Below are 21,630 nucleotides of genomic sequence, written 5' to 3'. Positions count from 1 at the left end.
TCTTTTGCTCAAGGCAGATCGAACACGGCCATCGATTCGACGTGGGAGGTGTGCGGGAACATATTGACGACGCCCGCCTTGGACAGGGTGTAGCCGGCCACATGGGTCAGCACGCCGGCGTCGCGCGCCAGCGTCGACGGGCTGCAGGAGACGTAGACGATGCGCTTGGGCAGCAGATCGGGGCGCTTTTCCTTGAGCTCGCCCAGGGCCAGCGACAGGGCCATGGCCCCATCGCGCGGCGGGTCGATCAGCATGCGGTCGAACTTGCCGAGGGCGATCAGATCGTCGACCGTGACCTCGAACAGATTGCGCGTCGAGAAACTGGTCTTGTGCGCGACGCCGTTCACACGCGCATTCGCCAGCGCGCGCTCGGTCAGGGCCGTGCTGCCTTCGATACCGACCACTTCGCGCGCCTGGGTCGCGAGCGGCAAGGTGAAATTGCCGAGGCCGCAGAACAGGTCGGCCACGCGATCACTCGGCTGGACCTCGAGCAGGCGCAGGGCCTTGTGCACGAGCACGCGGTTGATGTGGTGGTTGACCTGGGTGAAGTCGACCGGCTTGAACGGCATGCGGATGCCGAATTCGGGCAGGCTGTAGGACAACTCCTGGTCGAGCGGGTAGTAAGGCGCGGCCGTGTCCGGGCCCTTGGGCTGCAGCCACCACTGGATCTGCCACTGGTCGGCAAAAGCCTTGAGCAGCACCTCGTCGTCTGGCGTCAGCGGCGCCATGATGCGCAGCACCAGCGCCGTCACGTTCTCGCCGACGGCCACTTCGATCTGCGGCATCTGCTCGAAAATCGACAGGCTGCGCACCAGATCGCGCAGCGGCATCAGCATGCGCGCCACATGGGGCGGCAGAATCTTGCAGTCCTCCATGTCGGCCACATACGAGGATTTCTTCTCGTGGAAGCCGACCAGCACCTTGCCCTTCTTCGCCACATAGCGCACCGACAGACGGGCGCGGAAGCGGTAGCCCCAGGTCGGGCCATACAGCGGACGCATGACCTGATCGGGCTTCACCTTGGACAAATGCCACAGATTGTCTTCGAGCACGCGCTGCTTCATGGCCACCTGGGCCGAAGGCTCCAGATGCTGCATCGAGCAGCCGCCGCAATGGTCGAAGTGCGGGCACAGCGGCTCGACGCGCAGGCTCGAGGCCTTGACCAGTTCGGTCATGCGGCCCTGCTCCCAGTTCTTTTTCTTGCGCAGGGTCTCGAAGCGCACGCGCTCACCCGGCAGGGCCCCTTCCACGAAAATCACCTTGCCGGGGCTGCCGTCCTCGTTGTCGAGGTGGCCGACGCCGCGGGCGTCCATGTCGAGGGATTCAATGGTGAGGATTGGGTCTTGCATGATGGGAAATGGGCTGACACGGCCACCGGCCGGGGGCCAGCATCATAGCAAGGAATCCCGCACCACGCCACGGGCGGCCATGGCCCGCTTCAGCTTGAGCAGGGCTTCCTGCTGGATCTGGCGCACGCGTTCGCGCGTCACGCCCATCTCCTCGGCCAGGGTTTCGAGCGTGGCCGGATCGTCATTGTCGAGGCCGAAACGGCGCTGGATGACCAGTCTTTGCTTCTCCGGCAATTTGCTGAGCCAGTCGCGCACGAGCAGGGTCATCTCATGCTGTTCGGCGCGCGCATCGGGGCTGTCCTCGTGCTCGCCGGGCAGCATGTCCATCAGGCTCGACTGCGGGTCATTGTCGAGCGGGGCGTCGAGCGAGGTCGCGTGTTCGGACAGGGCCAGAATATCCTGCACCTCCTCGACCGGGCGGCCGACCAGGCTGGCGATGTCCTCGGCGGTCGCGTCCTTGCCATTGTGGTGCTGGGCTTCGAGGTGGTATTTGGCGCGCAGAATCTGGTTCAGCTCGCGCACCATGTGCACCGGCAGGCGCACCGTGCGCGCCTGGTTCATGATCGCCCGTTCGATGCTCTGGCGGATCCACCAGGTGGCGTAGGTAGAAAATCGAAAGCCGCGCTCGGGCTCGAACTTGTCGATCGCGCGCATCAGACCGATATTGCCCTCCTCGATCATGTCGAGCAGGACCACACCGCGGTTGATGTAATGCTTGGCGATCGAGACGACCAGGCGCAGATTGTGCTCGATCATCTTCTGGCGCGCGCCGAAATCGCCGGCCTTGGCCAGGGTCGCGAAGTGCACTTCCTCGGCCGCCGACAGCAGCGGCCGGGTGCCGATCTGGTTCAGGTAGTGCTGGGTGGTGTCGGTCGACAGCTCGGCCGCCAGCACCTTTTTCAGCTCGTCGACGCTGTCGAGGACAACCACGGCCTCGGCCGGAGCATCGCCCTCTTCTTCGTCCAGCGCCGGGGCATCAAGCGCCTCCTCCGGAAACGCATCCGAACTCAGTTCGTCATCCAAAGGGCGCGGCGCTTGGGTCATGGTCTAGCCTAGCGAGGTGGCAGGAACTTGGACGGGTCCACAGGTTTGCCTTGCTGCCGGATTTCGAAATGCAGCTTCACTGCGTCGGTGTCGGAATCGCCCATCTCGGCGATCAGCTGCCCCTTGGCCACGCTCTGGCCTTCCTTGACCAGGATGGCGCGGTTGTGGGCATAGGCCGACAGCAGATTATTGCTGTGCTTTACGATCACCAGATTACCATAACCGCGGATGCCCGAACCGGCGTACATGACCTTGCCCGCGCCCGCCGCCAGCACCTGCTGGCCCGGCTTGCCGGCGATATCGATGCCCTTGTTCTTGCCTTCGTCAAAGGTGGCGACGATCCGGCCGTCGGCCGGCCAGCTCCAGCTCAGATTGGCTTCGTCCGGGGCCAGCGGCGGCAGGCTCGGCGTTGGTGCCGGGGTCGGCGCAACGCTCGGGGCCGGCGTCGTCTCCTGGGCGCGGGCGGCGCCGCCCTCGCCTTTCTGGGCCTCGGCCAGTGCGGCGTCGGAATACGGCTTCTTGTCGGCCTTGGGCGCCGTCTTGCGCGGCACGGCCGGACGGCTGTCGACGATCGGCGGCGGCGCCACTGGCAGCGACTGCAGGCCGCCTTCCGGCGGGCTCACGCGCAGCACCTGGTCGACCTTGATGTCGTCCGGATTGGCCAGATTATTCCAAGCCGCCAGATCCTTGTAGTTCTGGCCGTGGTCGAGCGCGATGCGCAGCAGGGTGTCACCCTTTTTCACCGTGTACATGCCGGGCGCGTCGGGCTTGGGCGCCTCCTGCGCCGGGGCCGGGCTGCTGCTCGGCGCGAGCGGCTTGGCGGCGGCCGGCGGCGGCGTCACCCGGTCGATCACGGGGGCATTGCGCATCGGCGTGGAACAGGCGCTGAGCAGGCCAGCGGAAAGGGTCAGCAGGGCAAGTTGACGGGTGTGCTTCATTCTCATCCAGTTGGTTCAGACCGTGCCGGGGCGCAGGGGCACGAAGTGTACGGCTTCCATCACCTCGCTGGTCCACTCGGCTTTGCCGGTACGAACGACCAGTTGCAGGTGTTGGGTCTTGGCGCCCACCGGGGCCACCAGGCGGCCCCCGATACTGAGCTGTTCTAGCAAAGCGGGGGGAACCTCGAGGCCGGCTGCGGCGAGGATGATGCCATCGAACGGCGCAGCTTGCGGCAAGCCTAACATACCGTCGCCGTAGTGCAAACGCAGATTCGGAATCCGCAGCGGGCGCAGATTCGCCTTGGCCAGCTCATGCAGTGGCTTGATGCGCTCGATCGAGTAGACCTCCTGGGCCACACAGGCCAGCACGGCGGCCTGGTAGCCGCAGCCCGTGCCGATCTCGAGCACACGCTGCAGCTGGGCGCCATTGCGCATCACTTCGATCATGCGCGCCACGATGTAGGGCTGCGAAATCGTCTGGTGGTGGCCGATGGGCAGCGAGGCGTCGACGTAGGCCTGGGCCGACAGGCCCGGCTCGACGAACAGATGGCGCGGCACCGTGCCCATGGCCTGCAGCACCAGCGCATCCTTGACGCCCTGCTGGGCGACGCGCTGGACCATGGCCTGGCGCACGGCGTCCGACACCAGCGCATGGGCGCGCGGCGGCACCCCGCTCGGGGCCGGCGGCGCGCGCCGCGGCGTGTTGTCGTTGTAGCCGGTGTTGTGCACGGGCGGGGCCTGGAACACAGCCTTGGGCAGGGGCTGGCGGTTGGCGTGCTGGGCTGCGTTCTGGGTGGCCGTCTGCGGCGTCGCCACTTTCGGCTGGGGTGCGGGCGCGCGCGTGTCGCCCTTGCCCGTCACCGAGGACAGCGGCAAGGGAAACTGGCTGCGCTTGTCGCTCATGCGAAGCTCCGCGCCAGGCGGGCCAGCTGCTCACGGTGGGTCAGGTCGACCTGCAGCGGCGTGACCGAGACCTCGCCCTGGGCGGTGGCATGGAAATCGGTGCCGGCGCCGGCGTCCTTGGTCGCGCCCGGCGGGCCGATCCAGAAGATTTCCTTGCCGCGCGGATCGTGGGCGCGGATCACCGGCTCGGCCTCGTGGCGGCGGCCCAGGCGGGTGGCGCGGATGCGGGTCAGCTCGGCATACGGCCGGTTCGGGATATTCACGTTCAGCAGATAGGGGCGCTCGAGCTCCTCGAACTGGCGCAGCACCAGGTCGCGCGCCAGGCGCGCGGCCGAATCGATGTGGGCCCAGCCGAAGTCGACCTGGGAGAAGGCGATCGCCGGAATCCCAAACAGATAGCCCTCGGTGGCTGCCGCCACGGTGCCCGAGTACAGGGTGTCGTCGCCCATGTTCTGGCCATGGTTGATGCCCGAGACGACCATGTCGGGCTTGAAATCGAGCAGACCGGTCAGGGCCACGTGCACGCAGTCGGTCGGGGTGCCGTTGACGAAGTAGAAGCCGTTGGCGGCCTGGTGCACGCTGAGCGGGCGGTCCAGCGAGAGGGAGTTCGAGGCGCCCGAGCGGTTCGCTTCCGGCGCCACCACGACGATGTCGGCCACGGCGGCCAGGGCATCGGCCAGGGCATTGATGCCCGGAGCCAGGTAGCCGTCGTCATTACTGATTAGGATTCGCATCCCGCGATTCTACCTGAAGCACCGCCGGCTGCGCTTGCTCAGGAGTCGGTCAGCGGGGCCGTGCTGGCCAAGCGCTCGCGCGGCAGCGGATCGAGGCCGGCCGGCGCGGCCACGCCCTGCCCCGCTTCGAGCTCGAGGATGCCGTTCGAGGCCGGCACCAGCTGCTCGGCCACGCAGATCACGGCCTCGTCGGCGCCGGGCGCGGGCCGCGCGCTGGCGGCCAGGGCGGCCCGCGCGATGCGCGTGCTCGGGGCCTGCGGGCCGTCGCGGCGCAGGCAGATGTCGAGCACCTGCTCGCGCAGCTGGCGCGCCATGACCGGCTCGTCGCAGCGGGCCAGCACGGCCGCCAGCGCGAGCGTCGAATCGAGGGTGTCGCGGTGTTCGCTGCCGAGCACGCGCTGGCGCCCTTCGAGCAGACGTTCGTAGAGCATGCGCGCGCGCCCCAGCTCGCCGTGGCGGGCGCGCAGGCCCGCGTGCTCGGCCAGCACGGCCAGCGTGCGCACATGCTCGGGACCGTCGAGGCGCTCGTGCGCGCCGAGCACCTGCTCATGCAGGGCCAGGGCCGCCGTCCAGTCGCCCAGATCGGCCAGGGTCTGGGCCAGGCCGGCGCGCGCGGCCAGGGTCTCGGCATGGTCGACCCCGAGGCTGCCGGTGTAGGCGCCCAGCACCTGCTCGAACGCGCGCCGCGCCTCGGCCAGGCGGCCATGCGCGCGCTGGGCCGCCGCCAGCTGCAGGCGTACGGCCAGGGTCTGGGCATGGGTCTCGCCCAGATGGCGCGCGCGCAGGGCGGTCGCCTCGCTCAGACAGGGCAAGGCCTGCAGCTCGTCGGCCCGACGCCAGTAGTAGGCGCCCAGGGCCTCGAGCGCGGCGGCCAGCGGCAGGCCCGCCTCCGGTCCCGTGCCCGGCACGGCGCGCGCCTGGCGCACGGCACGCACCAGCTGCACCTCGGCAAACGCGTCCCAGGCCATGTGGTCGCCCGCGTGCCAGGCCAGCAGCTGCTGCAGCGCCCGGCGCAGCAGCGGGTCGCCCGGCTGGCGCGGATCGTCGCTGGCCAGCAGGGCCGAGGGCGGCAGGCTGACTTCATCGAACCAGCTGTCGAGGCTGATGCCGCTCCAGCCGTAGATGCGCTCCATCAGCTGTTCGAGCTCGGGCTGAAAGCGCGCGCGGTCCTGCGGCGCGGCCGCCAGCGGCAGCGGATACAGCACGAACGGCTGGGCGAAGTCTTCATTGAAGATGCGAAAGCTCTTGGTGCGCTCGACCATCGCCGCCAGCCCCTGTAGCGAACGCCGGTTGGGCGTGAACAGGGCCACGCATTTGCGCGGCAGCACGGCCTGCAGCACGGCCAGACCGTCGGCACGGCCGAGCGGCAGGTCGAGCAGCACATGGCCGAACACGCTGCACAGCTCCTCGGCCCACAGCTGCAGCAACGGCGGACAGGCCTGGAACAGGCCGGCCCAGTCGAGCGCGGCGGCGCGCGCGTGAAAGCTGTCGTCCAGCCGGCCGGCACGCAGCAGGTACAGGCTGCTGCCCTCGTCGACGCGGTCGACATACTGGCGCCAGTCGGACACATCGAGCACCTGGCGCGCGAGGGCCGCATCGTCCTGGTGGCCGTGGCGCCGGCGCGCGCGGATCAGTTCGTGGCAATGCGTCAGCCATTCGAGCAGGCCGGGCCGCTCGTCGCGGCAGCCGAGCAGCTGATGCAGGCCGGGCGCGCGCGTGTCGGCGTCGACCAGCAGCACCGGCAGCGTGCCATTGGCGCGCGCGGCCAGCAGCTGCGCACACTGCAGCAGCACCATGCTGCGCGCGGCCCCGCCCTCGTAGGCGTAGAAACTGGTGATGTCGCCCGCATGCGGCAGCGCGGACAGGGCGAGGCGGTGTGCTTCCATGGGCCATCCTTTTAGGGTTGGATCAGCGGCGGCGTGGCCCGCCACTGGGGTATGACAGTCGGCAAGCGGAATTGGTTGCAGTCGTGCTGGGCGGGCGTATGCTTTTTCAGATGCTGGTAGTGCTGGGCGATGCGCTCGACGATGCTGAGCACGCGCGGAATGAAGCGGCGGTTGGCCGCGATATTGCGCGTGGCCAGGTTGTAGTCGGTGAAGTCGACATAGAAGCTGTAGCGCGCGATTTCGGGCGGCAGGCGCAGCGGGTGCGGGGCCAGGATCACCGGAATCACCAGGTGGCTCGGCAGCGGATACCAGCGCCCGCGCTCCTGCTCGATCAGCTGCATGGCCGCGAACTCGCGCCGCGTGAAGTCGTGCGCCTCGTACTTCGGGGTATAGATCAGCAGCATGCACACGCTTTCGCACAGGGCGCGCGCGAGGCGCTGCTCGATATCGTCACCGCCGCCGAGCTGCTCGACATCGATGAACAGCTCCTGCTCGGCATCGAGCTGGGGCTCCAGATAGGCGCGGATGGCGTCGCCCAAATCGAGGCGAAACTTGCGCATCAAGTCGTGCCGCCCCTGCGCATAGCTGAAAAAGCATCCGTATCGAATTCCCATGGCGTTCTCCCGGCGCACCCGATCGACTGTAACAAGCGCGCCAGCCCCCGCTTTGTGCGACCGCAAGGGCGAATTCGGGCATAATGATGCGAACGATCGTTCTATTTTTTAGGAGACAAAAACATGCAAGCAGTGGTGTGCAAGCAGTGGGGCGGCCCGGAAACCCTGGTCATCGAAGACGGTCCCGATCTGGTGCCCGGCCCGGGCCAGGTCAGCATCGCGGTGCGCGCCGCCGGCGTGAACTTTCCCGATGTGCTGATCATTCAGGGCAAGTACCAATTCAAGCCCGCCCTGCCCTTCACGCCCGGCAGCGAGCTGGCCGGCGAAGTCATCGCCGTCGGCCCGGACGTGCGCCACTGCAAGCCGGGCGATCGCGTGATCGCCTTCACCGCCACCGGCGCCTTTGCCCAGCAGGCGCTGGCCCCGGCCGCCGCCGTGATGCCGATGCCGACCGCGATGGACTTTGACACGGCCGCCGCCATCACCCTCACCTACGGCACCTCGCACCATGCGCTGGCCGACCGCGCCGCCCTGCGCGCCGGCGAAACCCTGCTGGTGCTGGGCGCAGCCGGCGGCGTCGGCCTCGCCGCCGTCGAGATCGGCAAAGCCCTGGGCGCGCGCGTGATCGCCTGCGCCTCCAGCGCCGAAAAACTGGAAGTCTGCCGCGCCCATGGCGCCGATGTGTTGATCAATTACGAACAGGAAGACCTGCGCGAGGCCATCAAGGCCGCGACCGGCGGCGCCGGTCCGGACGTCATCTACGACCCGGTCGGCGGCCCGTTCAGCGAAGCGGCGCTGCGCTCGATTGCCTGGCGCGGGCGCCATCTGGTGGTCGGCTTTGCGAATGGCGAGATTCCGCGCCTGCCGATCAATCTGCTGCTGCTCAAGGGCGCGTCCCTGGTCGGGGTGTTCTGGGGCGAGTTCGTCAAGCGCGAACCGAAGGCCAACTTGGCCGCCATGCAGCAGTTGCTCGGCTGGCTGGCCGAGGGCAAGATCCGGCCGCGCATCTCGGCCCGCTATGCGCTGGCCGACACCGGCCGCGCCCTGCAGGACATGGCCGCCCGCAAGGTCACCGGCAAGATCGTGATTCAGCCCTGATCAGCCCTTCTGACGGGCGATCCAGGCCGTGATTTCGGCTTCCAGCATCGACAGCGGCAGCGCGCCATTGGCCAGCACCGCGTCGTGGAAGTCGGCCAGTTTGAAGCGCGGTCCGAGCGCCTGCTCGGCGCGCTGGCGCAGAGCCTGGATCTTCAGCGCCCCGATCTTGTAGGCCAGCGCCTGGCCCGGCCAGGCCATGTAGCGCTCGGTCGCATTGCGCGCCTGCGCTTCGGTATTGCCGACCCGCTCCATCAGGAAGGCAATCGTCTGCTCGCGCGTCCAGCCCTTGGCGTGCAGGCCGGTGTCGACCACCAGACGCGCGGCGCGCACCATATCGGCCATCAGCCAGCCCGCATAGGCATTCGGATCGTTCTCGTACAGGCCCATTTCCTTGCCCAGGGTTTCGGCATACAGGGCCCAGCCCTCGATGAAGGCGCCATTGCCATTGAAGCGGCGGAACTTCGGCAGGGCCAGCTCGGCCTGACGCGAAATCTGGAAGTGGTGGCCCGGCGCGCCCTCGTGCAGGAACAGGGCCGTCATGCGCGTGCTCGCATAACGCGCTGGATCGGTGATCACGGCCCAGAACACGCCGGGGCGCGACAGATCGGCCGCGCCGGCCGTGTAGTGGTCGGAAGCCGCATCGCGCGTGAGCGGCGGCTCGGGCCGGATCTCGAGGGCCGACTTGGGCAGCGTGCCGAACAGCGCCGGCAGGCGCGCCTGCACCTTGGCATAGATGGCGCGGTAGCCGTCCAGTACCGCGTCCTCCGTCTTGAACGGCGTGAACTGCGGCTGGGCCGCGAGCCAGGCCGCCAGCCCGGCTGGCTTGCCCGTGTAGCCCAGGCGCGCGCCGACCTTGGCCAGCTCGGCATCGATGCGGTCCATCTCGGCCAGGCCGATCGCGTGAATCTCGTCCGGCGTCAGTTCGGTGGTGGTGTTCAGGGCCACGGCCGCGCGGTACCAGGCGGCGCCGTTCGGCAAGGCGCCGTAGCCGGCCGTCGTACGCGCAGCCGGCAGATACTCGGTCTCGACGAAATCGACGAGGCGCTTGAGGGCCGGCAGAATCTGGCCGACGGCCTCCTTGTACTCCAGATTGAACTTGCTGCGTTCGAGGGCTGAGAAGCTGGCCGGCATGCGCTGCAGCGGCTGCAGATACACACTGCTGGCCGGCGTGCCCGCGGCCAGGCTGCGCAGCTGCGGCAGCAGGGACTCGACCAGGCTGCGCGGCAGCACCACGCCGGTCTTGATGCCGCTGCGCATATTCGCAATCGCCATTTCGATCCAGCCCGGCAGCGCGGCCAGGCGCTTGCGGTAGGCCTCGTACTGGGCCGGCGTGTTCAGCGGCTGAGCGCCGTCGCCGCTGGCGAAATTGGCCAGGGTCACGGGCAGCGCATCCATCTGATTCATCGGCAGCAGATGCTCGGGGAAAGCCTCGAAGGCGCGCAGCTGGCGCAGCTCGAAGCTCAGATCGTCGTAGCTGAGGCGGTCAGCCGCGCACAGCTGGCTGCGGTCGATCGCGGCCAGGTCCTGCTGCAGGCTCTGCAGCAGGCCGAAGTAGCGTGCGCGCTGGGCCGGCTGCAGGCCCGGCGAAATCAGCTCATCGAAACTATTGTCGCCCGCGAAGGTCGGCCCCAGCGGCTCGAAGCGCGAGACCGTCTGGTAGTAGCTCTCGGCCAGATCGGCCAGGCGCTGGGCCGGGGCCTGCACGGCCAGGCGCGGCGGCGGCGGCACCACAGCGCGCTGCATGTCCTGGGCCAGGGCGGGCCAGGCGGCCAGCAGCAGCGTGCTGCTCAGACTGAGGGCGGCAAGGCGTTTCATGTCATTCCTCCGAAGGCTTGAAAAAGGCGATCACGTCCTGCTGCTCACGCGTGCGCTTGAATGGCGGCAGACTCTGCCAGATGCGGCGGCCATAGGGCTTGGAGATGATACGCGGATCGCAGATCATCAACACCCCACGGTCGCCCTCGTCACGGATCAGGCGGCCCGCGCCCTGCTTCAGATTGATGATCGCTTCCGGCAGCTGGTGGTGCATGAAACCATTCATGCCCTGCTTCTCCATGACCTCGATGCGCGCGGCCAGCACCGGATCGTCGGGCGGCGCGAACGGCAGCTTGTCGATGATCACCAGCGACAGGGCCTCGCCGCGCACGTCCACGCCCTCCCAGAAGCTCTGGCTGCCGATCAGCACGCCATTGCCGGCCGCACGGAAACTGTCAAGCAGCTCGGTGCGGCCGCGCTCGCCCTGCACGAACAGCGGGAAGGCCAGGTCGCGCGCGTGGAATTCGGCGCGCAGGCGCTCGGCCACCTGCTTGACGGCGCGGATCGTCGTGCACAGGAAGAAGGTGCGGCCGCCGGCCGCCTCGATCACGGGCAGCGCGCAATCGACCACGGCATCCGTGTAGCCGAAGGCATTCGGTTCCGGCAGACCGGTCGGCACGTACAGGATGCCCTGATTGCCGTAGTCAAAGGGACTCGGCCAGGTCTGGGCGCGCTCGCCGGTCAGGCCCAGCTGCTCGGTGAAATGCTTGAAATCGTTCTTCACGGCCAGCGTGGCCGAGGTGAAGATCCAGCTGCGCGGCACGCCTTCGCGCTGGCTGTTGAAGATCGGCGCAATCGACAGCGGCGTCTTGTGCAGCTGCACCGAGGAGGTGAAGGCCTCGACCCACAGCACAGCCTCGTCCGCGCCCTCCTTCCAGTTGGCCAACGCGGCGGCCAGTTCGACCGCGCGCACACGGCACTGTTCGATCGTCTCGGCGCGCTCGGCCTGCTGTTCGAGCGTGCCGATCATGCCATCGAGTTCATCGCGCAGATGCTTGAGCGCCGGGAAGAAATCGGACGAAGGTGCAATCTGGGCCAGCGAGAGCTTGACCGAATCCTGCGGGAAGGCCAGGCGCAGATCGCGCGCCGCCTTTTCCACCACCGTCACCGTCTTGGCCCAGTCGGCGCCGCCGCGCGCGTGGGCCAGGCCCTCGGCCAGCACATCGCGGCACAGTTCCAGAATCTGCGAGGTCGACACCGTCTGGCCGAAGAACAGCGTGGCCGTGTCGGGCAGCTGATGGGCCTCGTCGAAGATGATGGTATTGGCCGAGGGCAGCAGCTCGGCCACGCCGGTGTCCTTCAGCGCCACGTCGGCAAAGAACAGATGGTGATTGACGACGACCACGTCGGCCTGCTGGGCTTCGCGGCGCGCCTTCATCACAAAGCAGTCCTGGTAATACTGGCATTCGGCGCCGACGCAGTTTTCGCGCGTCGAGGTGACCAGGTTCCAGATGGTCGCGTTCTCGGGCACGCGCGCCAGCTCGGCCTTATCGCCGGTCTTGGTCATGGCCTTGAAGCGCGCGATCTCGCGCAGATGGCCGACATCCTCGCGCGAGGTCATGCGCCCATTGTTCTGCGTGCGTTCGAGATGGTAGTGGCACAGATAATTCGAGCGGCCCTTGAGCAGGGCCACGGCGACCGGCGCCTTCAGGGCCGCGCGCACGGTCGGGATATCGCGCAGGAACAATTGGTCCTGCAGATTCTTGGTCCCGGTCGAGATGATGGTCTTGCCGCCCCACAGCAGGGCCGGTACCAGATAGGCAAAGGTCTTGCCCGTGCCCGTGCCGGCTTCGGCGATCAGGGTCTGCTGGCTGGCGATGGCCTGGGCGATGGCCTTGGCCATCTCGGTCTGCGACTGGCGCGGACTGAAGCCGCGCACGGCCGCGGCGAGCGGACCCATGGGACTGAACAGCTTGTCGACGTCGGCGTCGTATTTGCCCGGCGGGGCTTCCGGCTGCGCGACTGTGGCGCCCGGCAATTCGCCTTGCGGCGCAGCGGTGTTGCTCAAGGTGGACTCGGATTCAAGGACGGGACGATCAGGCCGGCACGTCCGGCACCAGCTGCATCTTGAGCAGCATGATATGGTCTTTCAGCTGCAGTTTGCGTTTCTTCAGGCGGCGCAGCTGCAACTGATCGTAATGACCATCCAGGGTCAACATGTTTATGACCGCGTCCAGGTCGCGATGTTCCACGTCCAGTTCGATAATCCGGCGTTGGATGTCTTCCACGTTCTTCATGACGTCGATCTTTACAGTTTGTTTCACCTTGGGATGGCGTGCGCGGCTTGCGCCTTGGCGCCATCTCGTAGTTTAATCTACCGGAAGGTTGCCGCCAATACACAATCACTACGAGCAACGCCTTGAACGCCTACAAAATCGAAGCCGGCACCGCCCAGCACCTGGGCAGCCGCGCGCAGCAGAACGACCGCGCCGCCCTCTTTCTCGGCGCGCGCGCGCCCGGCTTCGTGCTGGCCGTGCTGGCCGACGGCTTCACCGGCCACGCCAGCGCCGCCGAGCAGGTGCTGCAAACGGCCAAACAAGTGTTCGACCAATTCAAGCCCGGCGACCATCCGAGCATCGCCCGGCTGGAAGAGCTGCTGCGTGAAATCGTGCACGAGGCGCATCTGATCATCAAGCTCAACGGCGTCAGTTCCCAGACCGAGCAGCACAGCACCGTCGTGCTGCTGGTGCTGACCCCGCATGGCGAAGCCGTGTGGGCGCATGTGGGCGAATCGCGGCTCTACCGCTTCCAGCAGGGCCAGCCGGCCGAGCGCAGCCAGGACAGCGCCTACGTCGCGCATCTGATCGCGGCCGAGAACATCCCGCCCGAAGCGGCCAAACAATACCGCGCGTCCAAGCTGCTGACGAATGCGATCGGGCGCCAGGACAAGGAGCCCTTCGTCATCTGCGGCGCGCACCAGCCGCTGGCGGCGGGCGACTGCTTCCTGCTGGCCTCGGACGGCCTGTGGCGCTATTTCACCGATGCCGAACTGGCCGCGGTCACGTCCAAGAGCACGCCGCGCCAGGCGGCCGACCTGCTGATCCCCAAGGCACAGGAGCGTGCCAAGGGCCAGGGCGACAACTGCACGATGGCCATCATCAAGCTGATCGAGCCGCCGAAAGAAGCGCCCAGCTACACCGTTCAAAAGCTCGGCAAAGCTGTCTGACAGAAAAAATGGGGTCAGACCCCGATTTCCCCACCCGACATTTTTCCGGCGTCTTTTTGCCACCCAAACAAATCGGGGTCAGACCCCATTTATCTCGCGCGCAAGCATTTGCGCGCCGGATAAATGGGGTCTGACCCCGATTTGTTTGGGCGGAATTATTTTTTGGCCTTGGCGGCTTCGTCGGCTTTGGCTTTTTCTTGCGCGGCCAGCTTGGCGGCTTTTTCGGCCTTGCGGCGCGCCACGTCCTGCGCGTGCTGCGCGGCCTCGGCGCGGCGCTTTTCGAGATCGGCGGCATTGCGCGCGCGCTGCGGCGCTTCGGCCGCTTCCTGCACGGCACGGGCCTGCTCGCGCGCGGCCGCGGTGGCGGCGCGGTCTTCCACCGGATGGCGCGGCGGCGCCGGAACATCGGGCTGCACCTCGCGCGCCGGCGGCGGCGGCTCGGCCGCCATGCGCGCCTGTTCGGCCTCGAAACGCTGCTGGGCGGCGGCCAGCTCGCGGTCGCGCGCGGCGATCTCGAGCGCACGCTTGACGCGCCCGGCTTCGACTTCGGCCGCCCGCACGCCGTCCAGACCGCTACGCTGGGCCTCGCGCGCTTCGTCCAGGCAGCTGTTGACGAAGAAGTGGGTGTAGCACTCGGCCTCGCGCCGGCTGTAGGCGGCCTCGATGGCGGCACGCTCGCGCGTGGCCTTGGCCAGCACGGCATCGGCCTCCTCGGCGCTGCGGATCACGGGCGTGGCCGCATGGCTCGTGGGGCGCAGCACGGAAACGCTGCAGCCGGCGAGCCCGGCCAGGGCGGCGACCACAATCAGATGTTTCGGCATGGGATCCTTGTCAGGCGATGGCGCCGGCCACGTCGCGGCGGTCCGACTCCATGTATTCACGCGATTGCATCTCTATGATACGCGAGACGGTGCGGTGGAATTCATTGGCCAGCATCCCTTGCGTGTACAACAGCTCGGGCGCGACTTCGGCTGACATGAACAGCTTGACCTTGTGGTCGTAGAACACGTCGATCAGCCAGGTGAAGCGGCGCGCTTCGGAACTCTGGGCAGCCGACATGGCCGGAATCCCCGACAGGATCACGGTGTGGAACTGGCTGGCGATCTCGAGATAATCGTTCTGCGAGCGCGGCCCGCCGCACAGGGTCGCAAAATCGAACCAGATCACGCCGCCGGCGCGGCGCAGGGCGCGGATCTCGCGCGCTTCGATGCGGATGCGCGGATCTTCGTCGGCCGTGTCGGCCAGGCGCGCAAACACCTCGCGCAGCTCGGCATCGGCGCGCGCATCGAGCGGCATGTGGTAGACGCTCAATTGCTCGAGCGTGCGCTTGCGGTAGTCGACGCCGGCGTCGACATTCATCACGTCGAGCTTGTCCTTCAGCAGCGCGATGGTCGGCAGCATGCGGTCGCGGTGCAGGCCGTCCGGATACAGGGTGCTGGGCTCGTAGTTCGAGGTCATGATGAACGACACCCCATGCGCGAACAGGGCCGACAGCAGGTTGTACAGAATCATCGCGTCGGCGATGTCGGACACGTGGAATTCGTCGAAGCAGATCAGCCGGTACTTGCGCGCCACGCGCTTGGCCACTTCGTCGAGCGGATCGGCCACGCCCTTGAGCTCGTCGAGCTGGCGGTGCACGCCGCGCATGAATTCGTGAAAGTGCAGGCGGGTCTTGCGCACCACCGGCACGGTCGAATAGAAGCTGTCCATCAGGAAGGACTTGCCGCGCCCCACCCCGCCCCACAGATACACGCCGCGCGGCACTTCGGGCCGGCTCAGCAGACGTTTAAACGTGGAGGCGCGCTTGGATTTGAAGGCGACCCAGTCGTCATACGCTTGCTGCAGACGGGCGATGGCCTTCAGCTGGGCGGCGTCGGCCTGATAGCCGCGCTGGGCCAGCGCGTGTTCGTAAGCCTGTTGGACATTCATGAGCAGTGACACCGGACCGGCCCACACGGGCAGGTCCGGCAAAAGGCGGGATTAGAAGTTCAGCGTACGCTTGTCCACGGCCAGGGCCGCTTCCTTGGTCGCTTCCGACAGCGAGGGGTGGGCGTGGCAGATGCGGGCGATGTCTTCGCTCGATGCCTTGAACTCCATCGCCACCACGGCTTCCGAAATCAGCTCGGAGGCCATCGGGCCGATGATGTGCACGCCCAGGATCTCGTCGGTCGTGGCGTCGGCCAGGAACTTCACCATGCCATTGGTGTCACCCAGGGCACGCGCGCGGCCATTGGCCAGGAAGGGGAAGGTGCCGGCCTTGTAGGCGCGGCCGCTGGCCTTGAGCTGCTGCTCGGTCTGGCCGACCCAGGCGATTTCCGGCGAGGTGTAGATGACCCAGGGGATGGTGTTGAAATTGGTGTGACCATGCTGGCCGGCGATACGCTCGGCCACGGCCACGCCCTCTTCCTCGGCCTTGTGCGCCAGCATCGGGCCGCGCACCACGTCGCCCACCGCCCACACGCCCGGCAGATTGGTCTTGCAGTCGTCGTCGACGACGATGAAGCCGCGCTCGTCGAGCTTGAGGCCGACCTTGTCCACGCCCAGGCCATTGGTGTTCGGGGTACGGCCGATCGAGACGATCAGCTTGTCGAACACGGCCTTCTGGGCCTCGCCCTTGGCGTCCGTGTACTCGACCGTCACATCGTTCTTGCCCTTGCTGATGGCGCCGATCTTGCAGCCGAGGTGGATCGCCAGGCCCTGCTTGGTGAACAGCTTCTGGGCTTCCTTGGCGATCTGCTCGTCGACCGCGCCGAGGAAGACCGGCAGGCCTTCGAGCACGGTCACCTGGGCGCCCAGACGGCGCCAGACCGAACCCATTTCCAGACCGATCACGCCGGCGCCGATCACGCCCAGCTTGGCCGGCACGGCGTCGATGGCGAGCGCGCCGGTGTTCGACAGGATCAGCTTTTCATCGAATTCCGCGCCCGGCAGCTGACGCGCGTTCGAGCCGGTGGCGATGATCACCTGCTTGGCTTCGAGCGTCTCTTCCTTGGCGCCGGTGACGGCGATCGTGTAGCCATTGGCGCCGCTGCCCGTGAAGCTGCCGCGGCCGTGGAAGAAGCTGACCTTGTTCTTCTTGAACAGGAACAGGATGCCGTCGTTGTTCTGCTTCACGACGGTGTCCTTGCGCTTGATCATCTGGCCGACGTCCATCTTCAGGTCGCTGACCGTGATGCCGTGTTCGGCGAAGGCGTGGCCGGCGTGCTCATAGTGCTCGGACGATTGCAGCAGGGCCTTGGACGGGATGCAGCCGACATTGGTGCAGGTACCGCCCGGGGCCGGACCGCCCTTGGCATTGACCCACTCGTCGATACAGGCGACTTTGAAGCCGAGCTGGGCGGCGCGAATGGCGGCGATATAGCCGCCCGGGCCGGCGCCGATCACGACGACGTCGAATTGTTGTGCGTTGCTCATTCTTGGGATTCCTAACTTATTCTTCGGGGATAAAGATCCACATCAGCAGATACACCAGCACGCCCGTGCCAAGGCAGACCACGGCCAGCACGAAGATCAGGCGCCAGACCCAGGACTCGAGACCGGTGGCCTTGGCCAGACCGCCGCACACACCACCGAGCCAGCGGTCGGTGGTCGAGCGGCGCAGGCGGCCCAGGTCACTCTTGAGGTCTTCGTCGCGGACCGGGGCCGCGCCGCCGGACAGCAGCTTGGCCTTGGCCTGTTCGAATTCGGCATCGGTCAGGGCGCCGGCCTGGTGGAGTTCGTGCAAACGTTTCAGTTCTTCAGAGACACTCATTCGGTTTCCTCAATTGCATAACGTCGTGCACGCTCCCCACCGCGGCGTGCGGGCGGATCAGCGCTTACAGGTCGAGCAGCAGGCGGGCCGGATCTTCCAGCGCTTCCTTCATGGCCACCAGACCGAGCACGGCTTCGCGGCCGTCGATGATGCGGTGGTCATAGGACATGGCCAGGAAGTTGATCGGACGGATCACGATCTGGCCGTTCTCGACCACCGGACGGTCCTTGGTCGCGTGCACGCCCAGAATGGCCGACTGCGGCGGATTGATGATCGGGGTCGACAGCATCGAGCCGAAGGTGCCGCCGTTCGAGATCGAGAAGGTGCCGCCGGTCAGGTCTTCCAGCGTCAGCTTGCCTTCCTTGGCCTTGGCGCCGAATTCGCCGATCTTGCGTTCGATGTCAGCGATCGACATCTGGTCGGCATTGCGCAGGATGGGCACCACCAGGCCGCGCGGCGAACCGACGGCGATACCGATGTCGAAATAGCCGTGGTAGACGATGTCATTGCCGTCGACCGAAGCATTGAGGATCGGGTATTTCTTGAGCGCGGCCACGGCGGCCTTGACGAAGAAGGACATGAAGCCCAGCTTGACGCCGTGCTCTTTTTCGAACTTGTCCTTGTACTTGTTGCGCAGGTCGATCACCGGGGCCATGTTCACCTCGTTGAAGGTGGTCAGGATGGCATTGGTCGACTGCGATTCCACCAGACGCTCGGCGATACGGGCGCGCAGGCGGCTCATCGGCACGCGCTCTTCCGGACGGTCGCCCAGATTCACGTTCACGCTCGGCACGGCTGCCAGGGCCGGCTTGGCGGCCTTGGGGGCAGCGGCCGGGGCCGGAGCGGCGGCCGGCTTGGCGGCCACGGCGGCCAGTGCGTCGCCCTTGGTCACGCGGCCATCCTTGCCGGTGCCGGCCACAGCGCTGGCCGACAGATTGTTTTCAGCCAGGATCTTGGCGGCGGCCGGCATGGCCACATCGCCCTTCGAGGCGGCGGCGACCGGGGCCGGTGCCGGGGCAGCGGCGGCCGGGGCGGCGGCAGCGGCCGGCGCGGCCACGCCAGCGGCGGCTTCGGTGTCGATGATGGCGATCACTTCGCCGGAGACGACGGTGTCGCCGCTCTGCTTGATGAATTCGACCAGCACGCCGGCTTCGGGGGCCGGCAGTTCCAGCACCACCTTGTCGGTTTCGACGTCGATCAGGTTCTCGTCACGGGCGACGGCCTCGCCGACTTTCTTGTGCCACTGCAGCAGCGTGGCTTCTGCGACCGATTCCGACAGCTGCGGAACTTTGACTTCGATTTTTGCCATGTTATGAAACTCCGTATCTTGTTCGTATCTTGGGTTATTTGGTCAGCACGAAGCCTTTGAGCTTCGAGAACGCCGTCTCCAGCAGTTCTTTCTGCTGGGCGTAGTGCTTGTCGTAATAGCCGACAGCCGGCGAGGACGAAGCGGGACGGCCGGCATACGCCAGGCGCTGGCCCGATTCCATGCCTTCGAACACGTTGTGCTGGATCTGGAACCAGGCGCCCTGGTTCTGCGGTTCGTCCTGGCACCAGACGACTTCGGTGGCGTTGCTGAATTTCTTCAGCTCGGCGGCGAAGGCCTTGTGCGGGAACGGATACAGCTGTTCGATACGGATGATGGCCACATCGGTCGCATTGCGCTGCTTGCGGGTGTTGACCAGATCGTAGTAGACCTTGCCCGAGCAGGCGACCACGCGCTTGACCTTCTTCGGATCGATCTTGTCGTCCACTTCGCCGATCACGGTCTGGAACACGCCCTTGGCCAGTTCCGACAGGGGCGAGCCGGCGTCCTTGTTACGCAGCAGCGATTTCGGGGTCATGATGACCAGCGGCTTGCGGAACTGACGCACCATCTGGCGGCGCAGCAGGTGGAAGATTTGTGCGGCCGTGGTCGGCTGCACGACTTGCATATTATTGTCGGCGCACAGCTGCAGGAAGCGCTCCGGACGGGCCGACGAGTGTTCCGGGCCCTGGCCTTCGTAGCCGTGCGGCAGCATCATCACCAGACCGCTGGCGCGGCCCCACTTGGCTTCACCCGAGGAGATGAACTGGTCGATCACGACCTGGGCGCCGTTGGCGAAGTCGCCGAACTGGGCTTCCCAGATGGTCAGGGTGTTCGGTTCGGCGGTCGAGTAGCCGTATTCGAAGCCGAGCACGGCTTCTTCGGACAGCACCGAGTCGATCACGGTGAACGGGGCCTGGGTTTCGGACACATGGGCCAGCGGCACATAGGTGCCGGCATCCCAACGTTCGCGGTTCTGGTCGTGCAGCACGGCGTGGCGGTGCACGAAGGTGCCGCGGCCGGCGTCCTGACCGGTCAGGCGCACGGCGTAACCGGACGAGACCAGCGAGGCGAAGGCCAGGTGTTCACCCATGCCCCAGTCGAGGTTGAGCTCGCCGCGGCCCATGGCGGCGCGGTCGGCCAGCACTTTTTCGACCAGCGAGTGGACCTTGAAGCCTTCCGGCAGCGTGGTGATGCGCGTGGCCAGGCGCTTCAGTTCCGTCATCGGCACGGCCGTGTCGGCGGCGTCGGTCCACTTGCGGTTCAGGAAGGGCAGCCAGTCGACCGCGTACTTGTTCTTGAAGTTGGTGATGACCGGATCGACCGTGTGCTTGCCGGCGTCCATGGCTTCGCGGTAGGCGGCCACCATCTTGTCGCCCGTGCCCTGCGGCAGGGTGCCAAGGGTCTGCAGACGCTCGGCGTACAGCTTGCGCGTGCCCGGGTGCTGGGCGATCTTCTTGTACATCAGCGGCTGGGTCAGGGCCGGGGTGTCCTGCTCATTGTGGCCGAGCTTACGGTAGCAGATCACGTCGAGCACGACGTCCTTCTTGAACTGCATGCGGTAGTCGAGCGCGATCTGGGTGGCCAGCACGACGGCTTCGGGATCGTCGCCGTTGATGTGGAACACCGGCGCTTCGATCATCTTCACCACGTCCGAGCAGTAGGTGGTCGAACGGGCGTCGCGCGGATCCGAGGTGGTGAAACCGATCTGGTTGTTGATGACGATGTGGACGGTACCGCCGGTGCCGTAGCCGCGCGTCTGGGCCAGGTTCAGGGTTTCCATCACCACGCCCTGGCCGGCGAAGGCGGCGTCGCCGTGCACCAGGATCGGCAGCACTTGCGCGCCTTCCTTGTCGCCGCGGCGGTCGAGGCGGGCCTTGACCGAACCTTCGACCACCGGGTTGACGATCTCCAGGTGCGAGGGGTTGAAGGCCAGCGACAGGTGGACCGGGCCACCGGCCGTCGAGATGTCCGACGAGAAGCCTTGGTGGTATTTCACGTCACCGGCCGGCAGATCGTCGCTGTGCTTGCCTTCGAATTCTTCGAACAGGTCGGCCGGGCTCTTGCCCAGCACATTGACCAGCACGTTCAGGCGGCCGCGGTGGGCCATGCCGATCACGATTTCCTGCACGCCTTTTTCGCCGGCGCGCTGGATGCATTCATCGATACAGGGAATGAAGGATTCCGAGCCTTCGAGCGAGAAGCGCTTCTGGCCCACATACTTGGTATGCAGGTAGCGTTCCAGACCTTCGGCCGCGGTCAGGCGGTCCAGGATGTGGGCTTTTTTGTCGGCGCTGAAATGCGGGGTCGAACGGATCGACTCCAGCTTTTCTTGCAGCCAGCGCTTTTCGGTCGGATCGCTGATGTACATGAATTCAGCGCCGATCGAACGGCAGTAGGTGTCACGCAGGAAGTTGGTGATGTCACGCAGCGAAGCAGTTTCCGGCCCGAAGTAGGTGTTCGAAATGTTGAACACGGTGTCCATGTCGGCGTCGGTGAAGCCGTAGAAGCTCGGTTCCAGTTCCGGGATGGCCGGGCGCTCCTGGCGCTGCAGCGGGTCCAGATTGGCCCAGCGCGAACCGAGGAAGCGGTAGGCAGCGATCAGCTGGGTCACGGCGACGCGCTTGCGGGCCATTTCGGCATCGGCAGCGGCGGACACCACGCGGATCGGGCCCTGCTTGGCGCGCTCGGCGAACGAGGCGACCACGGGCGCATGGGGGACGTCGGGTTTGTTGGAACCGTCCACGGCCGGGACGTTCTGCATGGCGTCGAAGTACGCGCGCCAGTTCTCGGGGACGGAGCCGGGATTGTTGAGATAGGCCTCGTACAATTCCTCGACATAGGGGGCATTTCCGCCGAACAGGTAGGAATTGCCTTTAAGTTGTTGCATCATCTTGCTCACCTTTCTTCGCGCTTCGCGAGATTAGCGGGTTAATCTAACCTTCCGCGACACGGCCTGACCGGTTAGCGGATTGCACATCAAGTTGTGGGGAAGGACCTGCTGCGGGCGTGACTCCACAGATACT

18 protein-coding genes are annotated in these 21,630 nt (G+C 66.5%); 2 read left to right on the top strand and 16 right to left on the bottom strand.

Annotation, left to right across the window (positions count from 1 at the left end; translation table 11 throughout):
- Positions 1–8: 8 nt before the first annotated feature.
- The 7 genes from rlmD to LZ005_RS02010 are packed head-to-tail and all read right to left on the bottom strand — an operon-like array spanning position 9 to position 7,414.
- The gene (rlmD, locus tag LZ005_RS02040; protein WP_237804164.1) at positions 9–1,349 is read right to left on the bottom strand and encodes a 23S rRNA (uracil(1939)-C(5))-methyltransferase RlmD; all 1,341 of its coding nucleotides are present in this window, start codon (positions 1,347–1,349) and stop codon (positions 9–11) included.
- 42 nt (positions 1,350–1,391) lie between these two features.
- Positions 1,392–2,393, bottom strand: coding sequence for an RNA polymerase sigma factor RpoS (gene rpoS / locus LZ005_RS02035; protein WP_237804162.1), 1,002 nt, complete (start codon positions 2,391–2,393; stop codon positions 1,392–1,394).
- A gap of 8 nt (positions 2,394–2,401) precedes the next feature.
- Complete coding sequence (locus tag LZ005_RS02030; protein WP_237804160.1) at positions 2,402–3,331, bottom strand: peptidoglycan DD-metalloendopeptidase family protein; 930 nt, start codon at positions 3,329–3,331, stop codon at positions 2,402–2,404.
- 15 nt (positions 3,332–3,346) lie between these two features.
- Positions 3,347–4,234, bottom strand: a complete 888-nt coding sequence (locus LZ005_RS02025; RefSeq protein WP_237804158.1) for a protein-L-isoaspartate(D-aspartate) O-methyltransferase — start codon at positions 4,232–4,234, stop codon at positions 3,347–3,349.
- The gene (surE, locus tag LZ005_RS02020) at positions 4,231–4,968 is read right to left on the bottom strand and encodes a 5'/3'-nucleotidase SurE (RefSeq protein WP_237804156.1); all 738 of its coding nucleotides are present in this window, start codon (positions 4,966–4,968) and stop codon (positions 4,231–4,233) included. The genes LZ005_RS02025 and surE overlap by 4 nt, the downstream gene beginning before the upstream one ends.
- Positions 4,969–5,006: 38 nt before the next feature.
- Positions 5,007–6,854 carry a tetratricopeptide repeat protein gene (locus LZ005_RS02015; RefSeq protein WP_237804154.1) on the bottom strand — a complete coding sequence of 616 codons (1,848 nt, stop codon included), beginning with the start codon at positions 6,852–6,854 and terminating at the stop codon, positions 5,007–5,009.
- Positions 6,855–6,865: 11 nt separating this feature from the next.
- Positions 6,866–7,414 (bottom strand): toll/interleukin-1 receptor domain-containing protein, encoded by a 549-nt coding sequence (locus LZ005_RS02010; protein ID WP_307727762.1) that lies wholly within the window; start codon positions 7,412–7,414, stop codon positions 6,866–6,868.
- 177 nt (positions 7,415–7,591) lie between these two features.
- Between LZ005_RS02010 and LZ005_RS02005 the strand changes: the two genes are divergently transcribed.
- Positions 7,592–8,566, top strand: a complete 975-nt coding sequence (locus LZ005_RS02005; protein WP_237804150.1) for an NADPH:quinone oxidoreductase family protein — start codon at positions 7,592–7,594, stop codon at positions 8,564–8,566.
- On the opposite strand, the gene LZ005_RS02000 is transcribed toward LZ005_RS02005, so the two are convergent.
- The 3 genes from LZ005_RS02000 to LZ005_RS01990 are packed head-to-tail and all read right to left on the bottom strand — an operon-like array spanning position 8,567 to position 12,618.
- Positions 8,567–10,381, bottom strand: a complete 1,815-nt coding sequence (locus LZ005_RS02000) for a DUF885 family protein (RefSeq protein ID WP_237804148.1) — start codon at positions 10,379–10,381, stop codon at positions 8,567–8,569.
- A gap of 1 nt (position 10,382) precedes the next feature.
- Positions 10,383–12,389: an ATP-dependent DNA helicase gene (locus LZ005_RS01995; RefSeq protein ID WP_373889288.1), complete on the bottom strand. Its 2,007-nt coding sequence runs from the start codon at positions 12,387–12,389 to the stop codon at positions 10,383–10,385.
- A gap of 28 nt (positions 12,390–12,417) precedes the next feature.
- The gene (locus LZ005_RS01990; protein WP_237804709.1) at positions 12,418–12,618 is read right to left on the bottom strand and encodes a YdcH family protein; all 201 of its coding nucleotides are present in this window, start codon (positions 12,616–12,618) and stop codon (positions 12,418–12,420) included.
- A 122-nt stretch (positions 12,619–12,740) separates the two neighbouring features.
- Between LZ005_RS01990 and LZ005_RS01985 the strand changes: the two genes are divergently transcribed.
- Positions 12,741–13,547 carry a PP2C family serine/threonine-protein phosphatase gene (locus LZ005_RS01985; RefSeq protein ID WP_237804146.1) on the top strand — a complete coding sequence of 269 codons (807 nt, stop codon included), beginning with the start codon at positions 12,741–12,743 and terminating at the stop codon, positions 13,545–13,547.
- A gap of 155 nt (positions 13,548–13,702) precedes the next feature.
- Here the strand turns inward: LZ005_RS01985 and LZ005_RS01980 are convergent, their stop codons facing one another.
- The 6 genes from LZ005_RS01980 to LZ005_RS01955 form a co-directional block, all read right to left on the bottom strand.
- Complete coding sequence (locus tag LZ005_RS01980; protein ID WP_237804144.1) at positions 13,703–14,368, bottom strand: hypothetical protein; 666 nt, start codon at positions 14,366–14,368, stop codon at positions 13,703–13,705.
- A gap of 10 nt (positions 14,369–14,378) precedes the next feature.
- Positions 14,379–15,476, bottom strand: a complete 1,098-nt coding sequence (gene zapE, locus LZ005_RS01975) for a cell division protein ZapE (protein WP_237804142.1) — start codon at positions 15,474–15,476, stop codon at positions 14,379–14,381.
- A gap of 51 nt (positions 15,477–15,527) precedes the next feature.
- Positions 15,528–16,961 (bottom strand): dihydrolipoyl dehydrogenase, encoded by a 1,434-nt coding sequence (lpdA, locus tag LZ005_RS01970; protein WP_237804140.1) that lies wholly within the window; start codon positions 16,959–16,961, stop codon positions 15,528–15,530.
- Between the two features lie 16 nt (positions 16,962–16,977).
- Positions 16,978–17,298: a PspC domain-containing protein gene (locus tag LZ005_RS01965; RefSeq protein WP_237804138.1), complete on the bottom strand. Its 321-nt coding sequence runs from the start codon at positions 17,296–17,298 to the stop codon at positions 16,978–16,980.
- Positions 17,299–17,362: 64 nt separating this feature from the next.
- Positions 17,363–18,607, bottom strand: a complete 1,245-nt coding sequence (gene odhB / locus LZ005_RS01960; protein WP_237804136.1) for a 2-oxoglutarate dehydrogenase complex dihydrolipoyllysine-residue succinyltransferase — start codon at positions 18,605–18,607, stop codon at positions 17,363–17,365.
- 34 nt (positions 18,608–18,641) lie between these two features.
- Positions 18,642–21,497 (bottom strand): 2-oxoglutarate dehydrogenase E1 component, encoded by a 2,856-nt coding sequence (locus LZ005_RS01955; protein ID WP_237804134.1) that lies wholly within the window; start codon positions 21,495–21,497, stop codon positions 18,642–18,644.
- Between the last annotated feature and the right edge of the window lie 133 nt (positions 21,498–21,630).

Origin of the sequence: Massilia sp. TS11 (assembly GCF_022012445.1) — a bacterium.
Taxonomy (GTDB): Bacteria; Pseudomonadota; Gammaproteobacteria; order Burkholderiales; family Burkholderiaceae_D; genus Telluria.
The sequence above is the reverse complement of the archived record's forward strand: the minus strand, read 5'-3'. Positions and strand labels throughout refer to the sequence as shown.

Bases quoted from the DNA above. Each gene is read 5' to 3' on its own strand.
- rlmD (WP_237804164.1), bottom strand. From the start codon at position 1,349: ATGCAAGACCCAATCCTCACCATTGAATCCCTCGACATGGACGCCCGC.
- rpoS (WP_237804162.1), bottom strand. From the start codon at position 2,393: ATGACCCAAGCGCCGCGCCCTTTGGATGACGAACTGAGTTCGGATGCG.
- LZ005_RS02030 (WP_237804160.1), bottom strand. From the start codon at position 3,331: ATGAAGCACACCCGTCAACTTGCCCTGCTGACCCTTTCCGCTGGCCTG.
- LZ005_RS02025 (WP_237804158.1), bottom strand. From the start codon at position 4,234: ATGAGCGACAAGCGCAGCCAGTTTCCCTTGCCGCTGTCCTCGGTGACG.
- surE (WP_237804156.1), bottom strand. From the start codon at position 4,968: ATGCGAATCCTAATCAGTAATGACGACGGCTACCTGGCTCCGGGCATC.
- LZ005_RS02015 (WP_237804154.1), bottom strand. From the start codon at position 6,854: ATGGAAGCACACCGCCTCGCCCTGTCCGCGCTGCCGCATGCGGGCGAC.
- LZ005_RS02010 (WP_307727762.1), bottom strand. From the start codon at position 7,414: ATGCGCAAGTTTCGCCTCGATTTGGGCGACGCCATCCGCGCCTATCTG.
- LZ005_RS02005 (WP_237804150.1), top strand. From the start codon at position 7,592: ATGCAAGCAGTGGTGTGCAAGCAGTGGGGCGGCCCGGAAACCCTGGTC.
- LZ005_RS02000 (WP_237804148.1), bottom strand. From the start codon at position 10,381: ATGAAACGCCTTGCCGCCCTCAGTCTGAGCAGCACGCTGCTGCTGGCC.
- LZ005_RS01990 (WP_237804709.1), bottom strand. From the start codon at position 12,618: ATGAAGAACGTGGAAGACATCCAACGCCGGATTATCGAACTGGACGTG.
- LZ005_RS01980 (WP_237804144.1), bottom strand. From the start codon at position 14,368: ATGCCGAAACATCTGATTGTGGTCGCCGCCCTGGCCGGGCTCGCCGGC.
- zapE (WP_237804142.1), bottom strand. From the start codon at position 15,476: ATGAATGTCCAACAGGCTTACGAACACGCGCTGGCCCAGCGCGGCTAT.
- lpdA (WP_237804140.1), bottom strand. From the start codon at position 16,961: ATGAGCAACGCACAACAATTCGACGTCGTCGTGATCGGCGCCGGCCCG.
- LZ005_RS01965 (WP_237804138.1), bottom strand. From the start codon at position 17,298: ATGAGTGTCTCTGAAGAACTGAAACGTTTGCACGAACTCCACCAGGCC.
- odhB (WP_237804136.1), bottom strand. From the start codon at position 18,607: ATGGCAAAAATCGAAGTCAAAGTTCCGCAGCTGTCGGAATCGGTCGCA.
- LZ005_RS01955 (WP_237804134.1), bottom strand. From the start codon at position 21,497: ATGATGCAACAACTTAAAGGCAATTCCTACCTGTTCGGCGGAAATGCC.